This is a genomic window from Streptomyces sp. ASQP_92 (assembly GCF_025399895.1).
Lineage (GTDB): Bacteria > Actinomycetota > Actinomycetes > Streptomycetales > Streptomycetaceae > Streptomyces.
Map to the genome: position 1 here is coordinate 122,003 of NZ_JAODUA010000015.1, position 14,685 is coordinate 136,687.

Here is a 14,685-nt window from a genome sequence, read left to right on the forward strand (position 1 = left end):
GGTGGATCAGCCGGCGTAGGGGTCCGGCACCGTGCCCGGCCGGGCGAGGAAGGCGAAGTCGCACCCGCTGTCGGCCTGGGTGATCTGATCGGCGTACAGCGCTCCGTAGCCGCGCTCGAACCGGGCGGGCGGTGGAGTCCACCGCGCTCGCCGTCGTTCCAACTCCTCGCCGGACACCTCCAGTTGGAGGAGGCGCGCTTCGACGTCGAGGGTGATGAGGTCGCCGGTGCGCACGAGGGCGAGCGGGCCGCCCACATGGGATTCGGGGGCGATGTGCAGCACGCACGCCCCGTAGGAGGTGCCGCTCATCCGGGCGTCGGAGATCCGCACCATGTCCCGCACCCCCTCCTTGAGCAGATGATCGGGGATCGGCAGCATGCCGTACTCGGGCATACCGGGACCGCCCTTGGGGCCGGACCCCCGCAGGACCAGGACGCTGTCGGCGGTGATGCCGAGCGAGGGGTCGTTGATGGTGCGCTGGAGCTGCCGGTAGTCGTCGAAGACGACCGCCGGACCGGTGTGCTTGAGCAGTCGCGGCTCACAGGCGATGTGCTTGATGACCGCGCCGTCCGGACACAGGTTGCCGCGCAGCACCGCGAGCCCGCCCTCGGCCGCGACCGGACGGTCACGGGGCCGGATCACGTCGTCGTGGTGGACCTCGGCGGTGGCCAGCTGCTCGCGCAGAGTGTCATGGGCGACGGTCGGCCGGTCCAGGTGGAGCAGATCGGGGATGCGGGAGAGCAGGCCCGGCAGCCCGCCCGCGAAGTGGAAGTCCTCCATCAGATAGGTGTCACCGCCGGGCCGCACGTTCGCCAGCACCGGTGTGGACCGCGCGACGCGGTCGAAGTCGTCGAGGGTGAGCTCCACCCCGGCCCGCCGGGCCATCGCGATCAGATGGATCACGGCATTGGTGGAACCGCCGAGTGCGAGGACCGTCGTCACCGCGTCCTGGAAGGCGTCGGCGGTGACGACCGCGGACAACTTCCGGTCCTGGTCCACCAGTTCCACGATCCGCAGCCCCGAGGCCGCGGCCATGCGGTCGTGCTCGGAGGCGACGGCGGGGATGGAGGAGGCGCCGGGAACCGTCACCCCGAGGACCTCCGCGGCGGCGGTGAGCGTGGAGGCCGTGCCCATGGTCATGCAGTGCCCGGGGGAGCGGGCCAGACCGTTCTCCAGACCGGCGAGCTCACAGTCGCCGATCAGACCCGCCCGCTTGTCGTCCCAGTACTTCCACATGTCCGTGCCGGAGCCGAGCACCTCACCCCGCCAATGGCCGGGCAGCATCGGCCCCGCCGGCACGAACACGGCCGGAAGGTCGACGGAGATCGCTCCCATGAGCAGCGCCGGCGTCGACTTGTCGCAGCCGCCCATCAGCACCGCGCCGTCCACCGGGTACGAGCGCAGCAGCTCTTCGGTCTCCATCGCGAGCAGGTTGCGGTAGAGCATCGGGGTGGGCTTCTGGAAGGTCTCCGACAGGGTGGAGACCGGGAATTCGAGGGGGAAACCCCCCGCCTGCCACACCCCCCGCTTCACGGCCTGGGCCCGGTCGCGCAGATGAACATGGCACGGGTTGATGTCGGACCAGGTGTTGAGAATCGCGATGACCGGCTTGCCGAGGTGCTCCTCGGGCAGATAGCCGAGCTGCCGGGTGCGGGCCCGGTGGCTGAAGGAGCGCAGCCCGTCGGTGCCGTACCACTGGTGGCTGCGCAGCTCCTCCGGCGGCCGGACGCGTGACACGGAACGGCTCACGCGTCCCACCCCGCGACCGCGCCCCATCCCTGGACGATGGCGGCGACCTCGGCACGCTCGGGCTCGTCCAGGAGTCTGCTGGGGGAGCGGACGTCGCGCCGGCACAGACCGAGCACCGCCAGAGCCTCCTTCACCACGGTCACGTTGTTGGCGGAGGAGTCCGCGGCACGCAGCTCCTCGAAACGGCGGATCCGCTCCCACACCCGCATGGCCGCCGGATAGTCGCCCGCCCGGAGCGCCTCGATCATGGTGAGCGACATCTTGGGCGCGACGTTCACCAGACCCGAGGTGAATCCGGCCGCGCCCGCCGAGAAGTAGGACGGCGCGTACGGTTCGGCGAGACCGGCCACCCACACGAAACGGTCGAGGCCCGCGTCCCGGGCGAAGGCGGCGAAGTGTGCCGCGTCCGGCACCGCGTACTTCACCCCGATCACGTTCGGGCAGGCCTCACCAAGCACCGCCAAGTGCCCGCCGGCCAAGGCCGCGTTACGGATGTAGGGGACGACCCCGAGCTCCGGCACCGCATCGGCGATCGCCCGGTGGTAGTCGACCCAGCCGCCCGGGGCGACGTACGGGTGCACGGGCTGATGGACCATCACCATGTCGGCGCCCGACTCCCGGGCGTGCCGGGCGGCGTCGATGGCGGTCGGCACATCGTGCCCGACGCCCACCAGGACCACCGCCCGCCCGGCGGCCTCCGACAGGGTCAACTCCGCGACCGCGCACCGCTCTTGGGGCGTCAGGGCGTAGAACTCCCCGGTGTTGCCGTTCGGTGTGAGGGTGCGCACCCCGCCGTCGAGCAGTCTGCGCAGCAGAGCCCGATGGGTGTCCTGGTCGATGGAGCCGTCCTCGGCGAACGGCGTCACGGGTATGGCCACCACATCGGCCAGGGCCGCACGCAAAGCTTCCTGACGTGGCGTCATATCGGCATCTCCTCTCCGCGCGGCGCGGGGAAGGCCCGCTCGACGAACGATGCGATGTGGGCGTGCAGGGCCAGGGACGCGCCGTCCGCGTCGCCGGCCAGGGCGCGCCGCAGGATCTCCCGGTGCTCCTCGGCCTCCCGCTCCCACGAGGGATCCGCGGCCCAGGCCACCGCCGACACCAGAGCCGCTTGGTCGCGCACCTCGTCCAGCATCCGCGCGAGCAGCGGGTTCCCGCACGGGACATACAGGGCCCGATGGAACTCCCGGTTGGCCAGGGAGCGTTCGGCGGTGTCGGCCGCGGCATCGGCGCGCTCCAGCGCCTCGCGCGCGGCGTCCAGACCCGCCTTGCCGCGGACGGTGCGGCGCAGCGCCTCGGGTTCCAGGAGCAGTCGCACGTCGTACACCTCGCGCGCCATGTCCGCGTCCACCATGCGTACCGTGACGCCCTTGTACTGGTTCATCACGACGAGCCCGGTGCCCGCGAGCGTCTTGAGCGCCTCGCGCACGGGCGTCTTGGACACCCCGTACTGCGCGGCGAGTTCGACCTCGACCAGGGCCTGGCCCGGGGCCAACTGCCCGGTCAGAATGCGGTGCTTGACGGCTTCGAGGACGAACTGCGTCCGGGAGGGGATGGGTGTGGGCACAGAGGTCATGCGCGCCTCTCGACTCTCACGTATCGCGTCTCATATATGACGCATCAGGTACGACGCGATGAAAGTAGAGGCGATCGGCGGGCGCGTCAACGGTTCTGACGTCCTGGCACCAGATCCGTCGCAGGCGTTGACGAGAAAGCGCTTGCACTCTACGTTCCATTCACCAGTGTGACCCCCGATTGCTCGCCCTGCGGCATGCGCTGACGTACCGGCAGTTGTAGCGCATGTCCGCGCCTGGCGCACATCAGGTATCAGAACGTCGTTCACCACACTGAACTGCCGGACGTCACTCCGCAGCGCCCGATCCGCTGGGCCACATCCCCGTCCGAAGGGATCCACCGTCATGCGCATGCACTCCCCCCACAACCGCCCCCGAGCCCTCCTCGTGGCGGCAACCGCCATCGCGGCCACCGCGGCGATCGCGCTGCCGCAGTCCGCGGGCGCCGCCGAGACCGCCCCCGTCGGGTTCGGCGCCGGCACCACCGGTGGCGGAAACGCCGCTCCGGTCACCGTGTCCACCCTGGCCGCCTTCAAGACCGCCGTCACCGGCGGCAGCGCCAAGGTCGTCAAGGTCAGTGGCCTGATCCAGCTCTCCGGGCAGGTCGACGTGGGCTCCAACACCACGGTCCTGGGCGTCGGTTCGGCATCCGGGTTCACCGGCGGCGGCCTGCGTCTGAAGGAGGCGAACAACGTCGTCATCCGCAATCTGAACATCAGCAGGGCCGTGGCACCCGCGGACGCCATCACCGTCCAGAAGTCGACGAAGGTGTGGATCGACCACAACACCTTCTCCTCGGACCTCAACCACGGCAAGGACTACTACGACGGACTGGTCGACATCACGCACGGCTCGGACCAGGTGACGGTGTCCTGGAACAACTTCAAGGACCACTACAAAGGCTCACTCGTCGGGCACAGCGACAAGAACGCCTCCGAGGACACCGGGCATCTGCATGTGACGTACCACCACAACCACTTCAGCAACGTCCAGTCGCGCATCCCCAGCCTCCGGTTCGGCACCGGCCACTTCTACGACAACTACGTCGAAGGCGCCGACACCGCCGTGCACTCCCGGATGGGCGCCCAGATGCTCGTCGAGAACAACGTCTTCCGCTCGACGAAGGTGGCGGTGACCACCAGCCGTGACAGCAGCACCGACGGCTACGCCAACCTGCGGGGCAACGACCTCGGAGGCGCCGCCCTCGAGGTCTCCCGGACGGGCTCGTTCACCACGCCGCCCTACACCTACACGGCCGAACCGGCCTCGTCCGTCGTCGCCTCCGTGACCGCGGGAGCGGGAGCCGGCAAGCTCTGACGCCCCAACTGAGGCGACCCGCACGGCAGTTCAGCACCGCCGCTCGGCGCGGACCACGCCGAGCGGCGGCCCGGGTGCGCGGGAGGTGGAGCCTGCGGCGCCGGGGTGGTGGGTCAGGCCATGCTGAACCGCCGCTCGGCCTGACGGCGCAAGCGCTTCTTGTCGGGCTTGCCGGCGTCGGTCAGAGGCAGTGCGTCGACGAAGGTGATCTCGGCCGGCTCGTACATCGAGCCACGTTCCTCACGCACCAGCTCGCGCAGCTCCCGTGCGCTGAGAGCGCTGCCGGGTGCAAGAACCACCGCGGCGTGCACCCGCTCCATGCGGTCGGCGTCACGAACCCCGAAGACGGCGCTCTGCCGGACGTGGGGGTGCGAGTTGAGGAGGTCCTCCAACTCGGTGGTGTACACATGGCCACCCACCACGACGATCATGTCCTTGATGCGGTCGACCACCGTCAAGTACCCGTCGCCGTCGAGGAATCCGATGTCGCCGGTGTGCAACCACCCGTTCCGCAGCACCTGAGCGGTCAGCTCGGGCTGCTTCCAGTACTCCTTCATGAGCATGGGGGAGCGCACACATATCTCGCCGTGCTCACCCACCGGAAGGTCGCGACCTGTCTCGTCACGGATGACAACGTCCACCTCGGGCAGCACCTTCCCGGCGGAGCGCAGCCGGTCCGGCCGGTTCGGGTCGTGGTCCTCGGGCCCGAGCAGGCTGATACCGCCGGCCTCGTTCTGACCGTAGAACTGGACCAGTACCGGGCCGAAGCGGCGGATGGCGTCGGCGATGCGGGCGGGGGAGGACTGGCAGCCCCCGTAGGCGATGCTGCGCAGGGTGGAGGTGTCGCGCACGGCCGCATCGGGGTGGTCCATGAGCTGATACAGCAGGGGAGGCAGCAGGAACAGGTGGCTGACGCGCTCGCGCTCGATGGCCTCCAGGACGGTGGCGGGGTCGAACTCCTCCAGCAGGACCACGCATCCGCCGCCCCGCAGGACACCGTCGGCGATCATTCCGGCGGCATGCGCGAGGGTGGTGCACACCAGCAGCCGCGGCGGCTGTTCCCCGGGGCCCGCCGCCGCTCCCCGAAAGGCCCGCACCTGCTCATGCGTGGTGCAGATGCCCTTGGGATGGCCGGTGGTGCCTCCCGTGTGGCGGATGGTGCACACGTCGTCCGGCCGGGCGAGGCCGGTCAGCGGTTCGGCGGACTGCTCGGCCGCCAGCTCCAGAAGGTCCCTGCCCACCTTCGCCGGGCCGAGCACGAGAACGTCTGGGCCGGGCGCCAACTCCGTGATGTCGATGGCCCGTTCCAGGTATCGGGGATCGACGATCAGGGCGCGGGTCTCGACATCGCGCACGATGGCCGCCTGCGAATCGGCCGAAAGCTTGTTGTAGAGGTGGTTGACCCGGCAGCCGATCAGATGGGCCGCGTAGCGCGCCGCGATGGTCTCCGGCAGGTTGCCGCACAGCAGCGTGATGGTCTGGCCGCGCACGATGCCCTGGGCGCGCAGCGCGCGTGCCATCCGGTGGACGAGATCACGGAACTCGCCCGCGGTGACCCGCCGTTCCTGGTGTAAGAGGACTTCACGCCCGGGGTCCCCCTTCAGCGCGTCGAGGTTCTCCTCGACATAGGTGCGGAAGGTCTGGGTGTCTGATGGCATGGTGCATTCCTTCTGGCGCGCGGTACGCCGGTCACGCGGTGCGGTGATTCCGCCCTGGTAGGTGGTAGGTGGTTGCTGGAGGCAACCAAAACACCCTAGTGCTTCTTGATCCGCGCCTCCAAGTGCGGCCCGGTGGCCGCTGGCTGGATCGCATGGGTGCCGGGGGCCTCGTCGATGCGCGGCAGATCGACCCGCCCGCAGACGGCAGGGTGGAGGATGCGCGTCCGCCGGCATAAGCAAAAAATCAAGTCCGGTTGCATGGCTCGAACATTCCGGGGCACTCGGAGTTCCGGAGGTTGATAACCATGGTTCCCCTGCTTCTCGTCCTTCTTCTCGCACTGATCCTCTTCGGTGCCGGTTTCGCGCTCAAGATCCTCTGGTGGGTCGCGCTCGTGGTGCTGGTGCTGTGGGTCATCGGATTCGTGGCCCGTCCCAAGGGCGGCAGCGGTCGCTGGTACCGCTGGTAAACCAGCAAGCGCGGAAATCTGTGGGGCCCACGCCGGTGAGGCGTGGGCCCCACAGCCGTGTCCGGGATTCGCCGTCGTTGGCATGTGCAACGTCCGCACACAGGGGTAGGCGTCAGGCACCGGGGCGGTTGCCGGCGCCGCAGTCGGGAACCGGTTGCCTCCAGGGCGCGGCAGCCGCTCCGGTCGGGCGCCCCGGGGGTGTGCGGGTGGTGACCCGGGTTGAGGGTCCACCTGACCGGGTGTGAACTGGATGAAGCGGGAAACGCGTCCTGGGCGGGCCCGTGCAGGAGACGGGCCCGGTCGACCGCTCACACGGCCGTGAAGGCAGGGCGGCGACGCAGCGTTACGGATGGAACAGGAGCGTGTGTGATGGCAGCCGACGACGAGCGGGCCGACGACGTCTACCAGCCGGAAGGCGGAGACGGGGTCGTGGAGGACGCGGGAATCCTGGACGCCGAGGACACGCTGAACGACCGGGAAGCCGACCCCTACGACGAGGGCTGGTCCCCGCCCGAACGCCCCCTCGCGGTGAACCACACCGGTACCACCGCGCGCGAACAGCACGACGGCGAGAGCCTCGACGAGCGGCTCGCCGAGGAAGTCCCCGAACCGCAGCCCTACCTGGACGAAGAGGACGAGGATCTCGCCGACGCCGAGGTCGGCGACGAACGCGCGGGACGGCTCGTCGCACCCGACGAAGGCGCCCACGAGGACGCCGAGAAGGACATGCTGGGCTCCGACATGGGCATCGACGGAGGGGCCGCGTCCGCCGAGGAGGCGGCAGTGCACCTGATCGACGACGCGGAGAGCGCGTGGCCGGAGGAGGCCGACCGCCTCTGAGGCAGTCGGCCTGACGGCCCGTCGGCAGGTCCTGGGGCCGACGGGCCGTCAGGCCGGGGCTCGGCTCTCCGGGGCTCGGCTCTCCTGGCCCGGGGCGCCGGGCTCAGTGCTTCAGGCCGGAGCGGACCAGGGCCGAGGCCAGGCGCGGAAGCTGGTCCGGAGGGACGAGGCGTGCCAGGCCTTCGGCGGTGCCGGGGAGTCCCAGCGAGGCGGCGGCTTCCCGCGCCCGGTCGTCGAAGAAGGGGCGCAGTTCGGGCCAGAGGCCCTGCGCTTCGCGGCAGAAGATGCCCGCTCCGACCGGGCCGATCCTCGGCACTTCCTGAAGCAGCTCCCGTACGGCCTCGGGGTCGCCGTTCGCCTCCTCCCGCAGGTGGCGCAGGTCTCCGCGCCAGCGCCGCAGAACCACCTCGGCCCCTTCCAGGAGGGCCGTCGCGGTGCTCTCGTCGTAGCGGCGGCAATGCGCACGGCCCAGGGCGTCCACGATGGTCTGCCAGTCCGTGTCCGCCATGACCCGAGGGGTGCGCAGCCGCGACCGGAACAGTTCGCGTGCGGCGTCGGTCGCGATGTTCGCCTTGATCCGCGTCGAGCACAGCACGGCCAGCACCAGGAGCTGGTAGAGCGGGGACGGCTTGTCGCGAAGGGTGATGCCGGCCTCCTCGGCGTAGCTCCGACCGTGCTCGCGCAGCAGCTCGGCCAGCGTGTCCTCGGTATTCATCAGAGCCTCGCTCTCGGGTGGGGCCGGTCTCGACCGTCGCTCCCGAACATAACCGTCGAGCCCACCGACATCGGTCACCCGGGCTTCGCGCCCCGCAGTCGACCGGCCCGGGGCGCGTCGCGGGCATGGCGGCCCAGCCTGTCGGGGCGCGCGAAGATGTGAACGGCTGCGTCAGGGGGCGGGCGACCGGTCCGCGAGACCTCACCGACCAACCGGGTTGAGGCGGCGTCCCGCGTCGGGAAGAGTCTGCGCCCATGGAATTCTTCTGCTACCACCGAGACCGGCCCGGCTCCCTCGCGCTGCGCGACGAGCTGCTGCACGACCACTGGTCCTACATGGACCAGTACGCCAAGGAGCTCATCGCCCGCGGTCCCACGCTGACCGCCGACGGCGGGGAGCCCACCGGAAGCGTGCACATCGTCGACCTGCCCGACCCGGCCGCGGCCCGCGCGTTCGCCTTCGACGAGCCCGGCTACCAGGCCGGCGTCTACCAGGACGTCCTGCTTCGGCGGTGGCGCAACATACTGGGTCGCACCATGTGGGACTTCCCCGGCGGCCGCACCGATGGCGACAGGTTCCTGGTGCTCGGCCTCGGCGCGGGGGAAGCCGTCGATCTCGAACTGCCGCGCGAAACGGGCGAGTTGATCGCGTACGGCCCCCTGCTGTCCGACGACGCGACCGCCTGGCTCGGTACGGCGGCGCTGGTCCGGGCACCCGACGCGGACGCGGCGCGCGCGGTTCTCACCGTCGACCGGTACGCCACCGTCGAGGTCCACCGCTGGCAGTTCGGCGGCCGTTCGTGACCCACCGATAGCGCCGCGGCGCCGTCTGCCAACTCCGAAGTCGCGCTCACACCTCAGCCGTTCGCGAGCTGGGGTGTGGGTGGGGAGGAGGAGGTAACAGTTGCCGACCGTATCGCCGTGCGAGGTTCCCGAGGAGCTGCGAGCGCGACCGGGCCATCCAATGCGTTGGACACCGCGATCCCGGCGTTGTTATTTTGCCTGGCATGTCGAGCCCTGAGGCGGAGAGAAACGAGCCACCGGTGATCCGGTGGCTGATCGCGTAACTCCCTGACGAACCTGCTCACTTGGGCCCTTCGGCCGAGCAGCGCGTCACGCATCCGTCACGGATCCACCGCATCGCGGGATCACGTCCTGGACTCACTCCCGGACGGCTCCCACGCGACGCACGGCCTTGTGCCCATGCGTCGCGTTTCCCCTCTCTGCGATGTAGTCGGAGCTTCTTCATGCCATTCGCCATCTACGTTCTCGGGCTGGCCGTTTTCGCCCAGGGAACATCGGAATTCATGCTGTCCGGGCTCGTGGAGGACATGGCGGCCGCCTTCGGCGTGTCCCTCCCCGCCGTCGGCTCGCTCACCTCGGCCTTCGCCGTCGGCATGATCGTCGGCGCACCGCTGGTCGCGACGCTGAGCCTGCGATGGCCGCGCCGCCGGGCGCTGCTCGCCTTCCTCGTCACCTTCCTCCTCGCCCATGTCGTGGGCGCCCTCACCCACGGCTTCGAGGTCCTCTTCGTCACGCGGGTGGTCGCCGCACTCGCCAACGCGGGCTTCCTCGCGGTCGGCCTCGCGACCGCCGCGAGCATGGCCGGACCCCGGGCAAAGGGCCGGGCGACCTCGGTCCTGCTCAGCGGAGTCACCCTCGCCTGCATCGCGGGCGTGCCCCTCGGCGCCGTCCTGAGCGAGGTGTGGGGCTGGCGCTCGGCCTTCTGGGGCGTCGCGATCATCTCCGCCCCCGCGATCGTCGCCGTGCTGTGGTCCGTGCCAGCGACACCCGTCGACCCCGCGGCCCCCAGCGTCCGCCACGAACTGCGGGCGCTGCGCACACCCCGGCTGGTCATGACGCTCGTACTCGGCGCGCTGGTCAACGGCGCGACGTTCTGCTCGTTCACCTATCTCACGCCCGTCATCACCAACGTGACGGATCTGGGCTCCGGTTGGGTGCCCGCCACCCTGGCGCTGTTCGGCATCGGATCCTTCGTCGGGGTCAACGTGGGCGGTCGGCTGGCGGACAGCCGGCCCGGCCAGGTGCTCGCGGTGGGCGGGGCCGTGCTGCTGGCGGGCTGGCTGGTGTTCGCCCTCACGGCGGCCAACCCGGTGGTGACGCTGATCCTCGTCTTCGTGCAGGGGGCGCTCTCCTTCGCCGTGGGCTCCACGCTCATCGCCCAGGCCCTCTACACGGCCTCGAACGCCCCGATCCTCGCCGGCGGCTTCGCCACGGCGGCGATGAACGTCGGCGCCGCCGCCGGACCCGCCCTGGGCGGTCTCGCCCTGGGTGCCGGCCACGGCTACCGCTCGCCGCTCGTGGTGAGCGCCGTGCTCGTCGCCACCGCGCTGATCGTGGCGGCGCTGGCCCGCGCCACCGGCATCACCGGCAAGGGCGACGCCGGAGCCGCGGAAAACAGTCCGGACGAGCGTCCGTTGGAAGCCCGTTCCTGACCGTCGTGCCCCGTAGCCTGTGGTCCGCCCTCCTTGCGGCGGCGGGCCGCCGGCCCGGGTGCGCGGAGGGCCTTCAGAGCCGGGTCGGGACCGGGAGGCCATCCGCCGGCCGCTTCGCCCGGCGCTCCCCTCGTGCGGCAATCCGGCCCGACGACCGGATCTTTGTGCTTTACGCCAATACGGGCCGTGGCCCGGACTCGTAGAGACTGCCGAACACAGCGTCGCCCCGCGGCAGTTGTGTTGCTCCGGGGCGATGTCCACCACACTCGCACCACCACGGGGAGCATCCCATGTCCGATGCGCAGCAGCAGTACGACCAGATCGGTGAGGCATTCGAGGGCTTCAAGACCCTGCCCCTCATTCAGTACGGCGAAGTACCCGCGTTCCTGGCGATGGTCGGGGATGTCACGGGCAAGTCCGTCATCGACCTCGGTGGCGGCACCGGTTTCTACGCCCGCGAGTTGAAGCGGCGCGGGGCGTCCGACGTGTTCTGTATCGACGTCTCCGGCGAGATGATCGCGGTCGGCGAGAAGATCGAGGAGTCCGCTCCGCTGGGTGTGCGGTACGCGGTCGGCGACGTCGCCGGGATGGGTGAAGTGGGCACGTTCGACGTCGGCGTGGCGGTGCAGTTGTTCAACTACGCCGAAGACGTGGCCGCCGTGGAGAAGCTGTGCCGCGTCGTGCGCGCCAACCTTGCCGAGGGGGCTGAATTCTTCGTGTTCACCATGAACCCGTCCTACCGCTTCGACGGGCCGCCGCTGGACAAGTACGGCTTCCGCTGCGAGGCCACCGGTGAGACCTCTCCCATCGGGATTCCGTCGAAGATCACCGCGCTCCTCGGCGATCACCCCGTCTCCTTCACGGCGATCCCGCCGAGCCGGGAAACGCTGGAGAGCTGCCTGTCCGCGGCGGGATTCACGGGCATCGAGTGGGTGCCGATGGAGATCTCACCGGCCGGGATCGAGAAGTACGGCCGGGAGTTCTGGGACGACTTCTACGGCAACCCGCCGCTGACCATGCTCCGCTGCCGCGCCTGACCGACCGTACGCAAGCCCCGTCGGTGTGCTGCCGACGGGGCACGGGTGCGTGGTGACCGCCCGTCAACTGCGGCTGGCCGCAAGCGAATTGGGGTCTCGGCGGCCCTGCCCCTACCGACCCCCGCCCCCGCATCCTCGCCTGGTGTACGCTCAAGCGCACGGTGTACCCAGGACCATACGGCGTGCGCACGACGCGCAGGGCGTGTGCGATGGGTCCGGGACGGGACGAGGGAGGCCGGCGGATGCCGAGCGACGAGCAGCAGGCGATTCCGTCGGTGTGGACGCGTCCACGCGGGCGCCGCGAGCAACCGGCGCTGAGTCGGGAGCAGATCGTCTCCGAAGCCGTCCGGCTCCTGGACGCGGAGGGGATCGACGCGCTGAGCATGCGCAAGCTCGGCACCCGCCTCGGAGCGGGAGCCACGTCCCTCTACCGCCATGTGGCCAACAAGGACGAGCTCATCGAGCTTGTGGTGGACGAGGTGTACGGGGAGCTGGACGAGCCCGGCGCCGCGCAGTCGTCGCACTGGCGTAAGACCACGACTCTGCGCGCCCACAGCCTGCGGGACATGATCCTCAAACATCCGTGGATCGCCTCGGTGCTGGGCGACGTCGGCGTCGCCCACCTGGGACCGAACCTGATGCGCCTCTCGGACCGGATGATCGAGACGTTCGAGACGGCGGGCTTCCCGCTGAGGGAGTCGGACCACGCGGTACGCACGGTGTTCGCGTACGTCACCGGCATGGCGACCAGCGAGGCGGCGTGGCTGACCATGCTGGCGCGCAGCGGCCAGAGCGAGCGGGAGTGGGTGGAGCGCCTGTGGCCGGCCGCCGAGCAGGCCGCGCAGGCCTATCCGCGACTGCGCAAGGGGTACGCCGACCAGCGGGGCAAGGACCCGCGTGCCACGCGCGACGAGAACTTCGTGTACGGCCTGGAGCGGATCCTGGACGGCCTTGAGGTCCGTCTCACCGATGTGGGCGACGCCGCCGGGTAGCGGCTGCGGGGCTCTGCGAGCAGACCCCGACCCCGTGTCGTGATGACGCGGTCGAGCGACAGCATCATGGGTGTGGTTCTGCCCGTGCAGGACGTAGGCCCGCCGTTCCGTGCGTACGGCATCCCTCCGCAGCAATGGAGTGCCTGATGGCCAGACAGGAACGCGCGTTACGTACGCGCAACGCGTTGATCGATTCCGCCGCCGAGCAGTTCGACCGGGACGGCTTCGAGACCGCGTCGCTCGCCACGATCAGCGCATGTGCGGGGGTGAGCAATGGCGCGTTGCACTTCCACTTCGCCAGCAAGGCGGCCCTGGCCGGTGCGGTGCGCGAGGCCGCGGCGCAGCGACTGGGGCGGATCACCGGGAGCGAACGGCGGCCCGGCGACGTCACACTCCAGACGCTGATCGACGCCAGTCATGCCCTGGTCCAGGGACTGCGTGGGGACGTGGTGCTGCGGGCCGGGTTCGGCCTGGGCAACAACCCCGCGTCGAGGGATCCGGGTGAGGATCCGCACGGGCTTTGGCAGGACTGGGTGGAGGCCACCTTCGCCCGGGCGGACCGCGAGGGAGAATTGGCGCCCAAGGTGTCGCCGCACGACGCGGCACTCGCTGTGGTGGCCGCCCTCGCCGGCTTCGAGGCGCTGGGCGGCCAGGACCCGCAGTGGCTGTCTCCTACGACACTGACGCGCTTCTGGGGGTTGTTGCTGCCCCGCCTCGCCCACGAGTCGGTACTGGAGGGGCTGTTGGCGTCGGGGGCCGGATCCGAAGACATCTGAGGGAGGGGGGATGGTGGATGGCTGAACCTGGGCGGGGGAGGCGTGCCCTCCGGTCCACCTTTCGGCCGTGGCGGACGCTGCGCTCCCGGCCGGTTCACCTTCAGGGCACGGCAAAGGTGGCGCGTCCCGTCAACTAGGGCCTGCGGGAACGGCGTTGGGCAACGGTCGACAGAAGGGACGTGACCAATGGGTTGGCGTGGTCGGTCCGCCAGGCGACGGCGACCCGTGTGCGAGCGGTCCCAGGACCGAGCCCGCGGAACGCGACTCCTTTGAGGCGGATGCGTCGGATGCCGGCCGGGGCCACTGAAACCCCCAGTCCGGCTTCCACGAGCGCACACACCGTCTGCCATTCCACCGCGTACTGGACTGTCCGAGGCGTAAAACCCGCGGCGGCGCACAAGCCGATGATCTGGTCGTGGAAGCCGGGCCCCACTTCACGAGGCATGAGCACGAAGGGCGAGTCCCACAACTGGGCCAGTCGCACGGTCCGTTGAGCCGCCAGGGGGTGTGCCGTCGGCAGGACGGCGACGAAGGGTTCGTCGAGTACGGTCCTGAAGCTGAACTCCCTTTCCTCCGTTGGGGGTTCGCGCAGGAGGCCGACATCGATGGTCTCGTCCCGAAGGGCCGCCAGTTGCGGTGCGGTGGTCATTTCCTGGATGTCCAGACGCACGCCGGGGTACCGGTCCCGGAAGGTGCGCAGCAGATCGGGCAGGACGGTCAGGGCGAGCGAGGCGGCGAAACCGATGCGCAGGCGGCCCGCCTGGCCGTCACCGACGGCCCTCGCCGCGGCCAGGCCCTCGGCCAGGCCGGTCAGGGCCCGCAGCGCGGCGGGCAACAGTTCATGACCGACCGGGGTGAGGGTGACTCCGCCCGGTTCGCGACGGAACAGAGCGTGCCCCACCTTGTCCTCGAGGCGGCGGATCTGCTGGCTCAGCGGCGGTTGCGCGATGCCGAGCCGGGCGGCGGCGCGGCCGAAGTGCAGTTCCTCGGCGAGCACGGCAAAAGCATGCAGTTGCGCGAGGGGAAGTTCGGGTCGCTCCATACGCCTAGAAATATCAGGTCGTGCTGGAGAACGTATTAGACGTATCCACGCAGGCCACTTAGC

Annotated in this window: 14 protein-coding genes; 8 read left to right on the plus strand and 6 right to left on the minus strand. The window is 70.1% G+C overall.

What is annotated here, in order from left to right; genetic code table 11:
- Positions 1-6 precede the first annotated feature (6 nt).
- Genes araD through N4G70_RS27185 form a run of 3 tightly spaced genes read right to left on the minus strand, consistent with a single transcriptional unit; the run spans position 7 to position 3,325 of the window.
- Positions 7-1,776 carry an L-arabinonate dehydratase gene (araD, locus tag N4G70_RS27175; RefSeq protein WP_399037007.1) on the minus strand — a complete coding sequence of 590 codons (1,770 nt, stop codon included), beginning with the start codon at positions 1,774-1,776 and terminating at the stop codon, positions 7-9.
- Complete coding sequence (locus N4G70_RS27180) at positions 1,746-2,672, minus strand: dihydrodipicolinate synthase family protein (protein ID WP_261715358.1); 927 nt, start codon at positions 2,670-2,672, stop codon at positions 1,746-1,748. The genes araD and N4G70_RS27180 overlap by 31 nt, the downstream gene beginning before the upstream one ends.
- Entirely contained in the window at positions 2,669-3,325 is a 657-nt protein-coding gene (locus tag N4G70_RS27185) for a GntR family transcriptional regulator (protein WP_261715359.1), read from the minus strand. Before N4G70_RS27185 ends, N4G70_RS27180 begins: the two co-directional genes overlap by 4 nt.
- A gap of 343 nt (positions 3,326-3,668) precedes the next feature.
- Between N4G70_RS27185 and N4G70_RS27190 the strand changes: the two genes are divergently transcribed.
- Entirely contained in the window at positions 3,669-4,640 is a 972-nt protein-coding gene (locus tag N4G70_RS27190; RefSeq protein ID WP_261715360.1) for a polysaccharide lyase family 1 protein, read from the plus strand.
- Between the two features lie 113 nt (positions 4,641-4,753).
- Here N4G70_RS27190 and N4G70_RS27195 read toward each other — a convergent pair whose 3' ends face one another.
- The gene (locus N4G70_RS27195; RefSeq protein WP_261715361.1) at positions 4,754-6,298 is read right to left on the minus strand and encodes an AMP-binding protein; all 1,545 of its coding nucleotides are present in this window, start codon (positions 6,296-6,298) and stop codon (positions 4,754-4,756) included.
- A 305-nt stretch (positions 6,299-6,603) separates the two neighbouring features.
- On the opposite strand from N4G70_RS27195, the gene N4G70_RS27200 reads away from it, so the two are divergent.
- Together N4G70_RS27200 and N4G70_RS27205 are read left to right on the plus strand one after the other, a co-directional pair.
- Entirely contained in the window at positions 6,604-6,765 is a 162-nt protein-coding gene (locus N4G70_RS27200) for a hydrophobic protein (protein ID WP_120726616.1), read from the plus strand.
- A gap of 369 nt (positions 6,766-7,134) precedes the next feature.
- Positions 7,135-7,605, plus strand: coding sequence for a DUF5709 domain-containing protein (locus tag N4G70_RS27205; RefSeq protein ID WP_261715362.1), 471 nt, complete (start codon positions 7,135-7,137; stop codon positions 7,603-7,605).
- Between the two features lie 103 nt (positions 7,606-7,708).
- Here N4G70_RS27205 and N4G70_RS27210 read toward each other — a convergent pair whose 3' ends face one another.
- Complete coding sequence (locus N4G70_RS27210; RefSeq protein ID WP_261715363.1) at positions 7,709-8,320, minus strand: endonuclease; 612 nt, start codon at positions 8,318-8,320, stop codon at positions 7,709-7,711.
- Positions 8,321-8,574: 254 nt separating this feature from the next.
- Between N4G70_RS27210 and N4G70_RS27215 the strand changes: the two genes are divergently transcribed.
- The 5 genes from N4G70_RS27215 to N4G70_RS27235 all read left to right on the plus strand — a co-directional run bounded on the left by N4G70_RS27215 (position 8,575) and on the right by N4G70_RS27235 (position 13,580).
- Positions 8,575-9,123 carry a YciI family protein gene (locus N4G70_RS27215; protein WP_261715364.1) on the plus strand — a complete coding sequence of 183 codons (549 nt, stop codon included), beginning with the start codon at positions 8,575-8,577 and terminating at the stop codon, positions 9,121-9,123.
- A gap of 443 nt (positions 9,124-9,566) precedes the next feature.
- Positions 9,567-10,775 carry a Cmx/CmrA family chloramphenicol efflux MFS transporter gene (locus N4G70_RS27220; RefSeq protein ID WP_261715365.1) on the plus strand — a complete coding sequence of 403 codons (1,209 nt, stop codon included), beginning with the start codon at positions 9,567-9,569 and terminating at the stop codon, positions 10,773-10,775.
- A 290-nt stretch (positions 10,776-11,065) separates the two neighbouring features.
- Positions 11,066-11,812 carry a class I SAM-dependent methyltransferase gene (locus N4G70_RS27225; protein ID WP_261715366.1) on the plus strand — a complete coding sequence of 249 codons (747 nt, stop codon included), beginning with the start codon at positions 11,066-11,068 and terminating at the stop codon, positions 11,810-11,812.
- Between the two features lie 242 nt (positions 11,813-12,054).
- Positions 12,055-12,804 carry a TetR/AcrR family transcriptional regulator C-terminal domain-containing protein gene (locus N4G70_RS27230; protein ID WP_261715367.1) on the plus strand — a complete coding sequence of 250 codons (750 nt, stop codon included), beginning with the start codon at positions 12,055-12,057 and terminating at the stop codon, positions 12,802-12,804.
- A gap of 146 nt (positions 12,805-12,950) precedes the next feature.
- A complete protein-coding gene (locus tag N4G70_RS27235; RefSeq protein ID WP_261715368.1) occupies positions 12,951-13,580 on the plus strand; it encodes a ScbR family autoregulator-binding transcription factor in 630 nt (209 codons plus the stop codon).
- Between the two features lie 133 nt (positions 13,581-13,713).
- Here the strand turns inward: N4G70_RS27235 and N4G70_RS27240 are convergent, their stop codons facing one another.
- Entirely contained in the window at positions 13,714-14,622 is a 909-nt protein-coding gene (locus N4G70_RS27240) for a LysR family transcriptional regulator (RefSeq protein ID WP_261715369.1), read from the minus strand.
- Between the last annotated feature and the right edge of the window lie 63 nt (positions 14,623-14,685).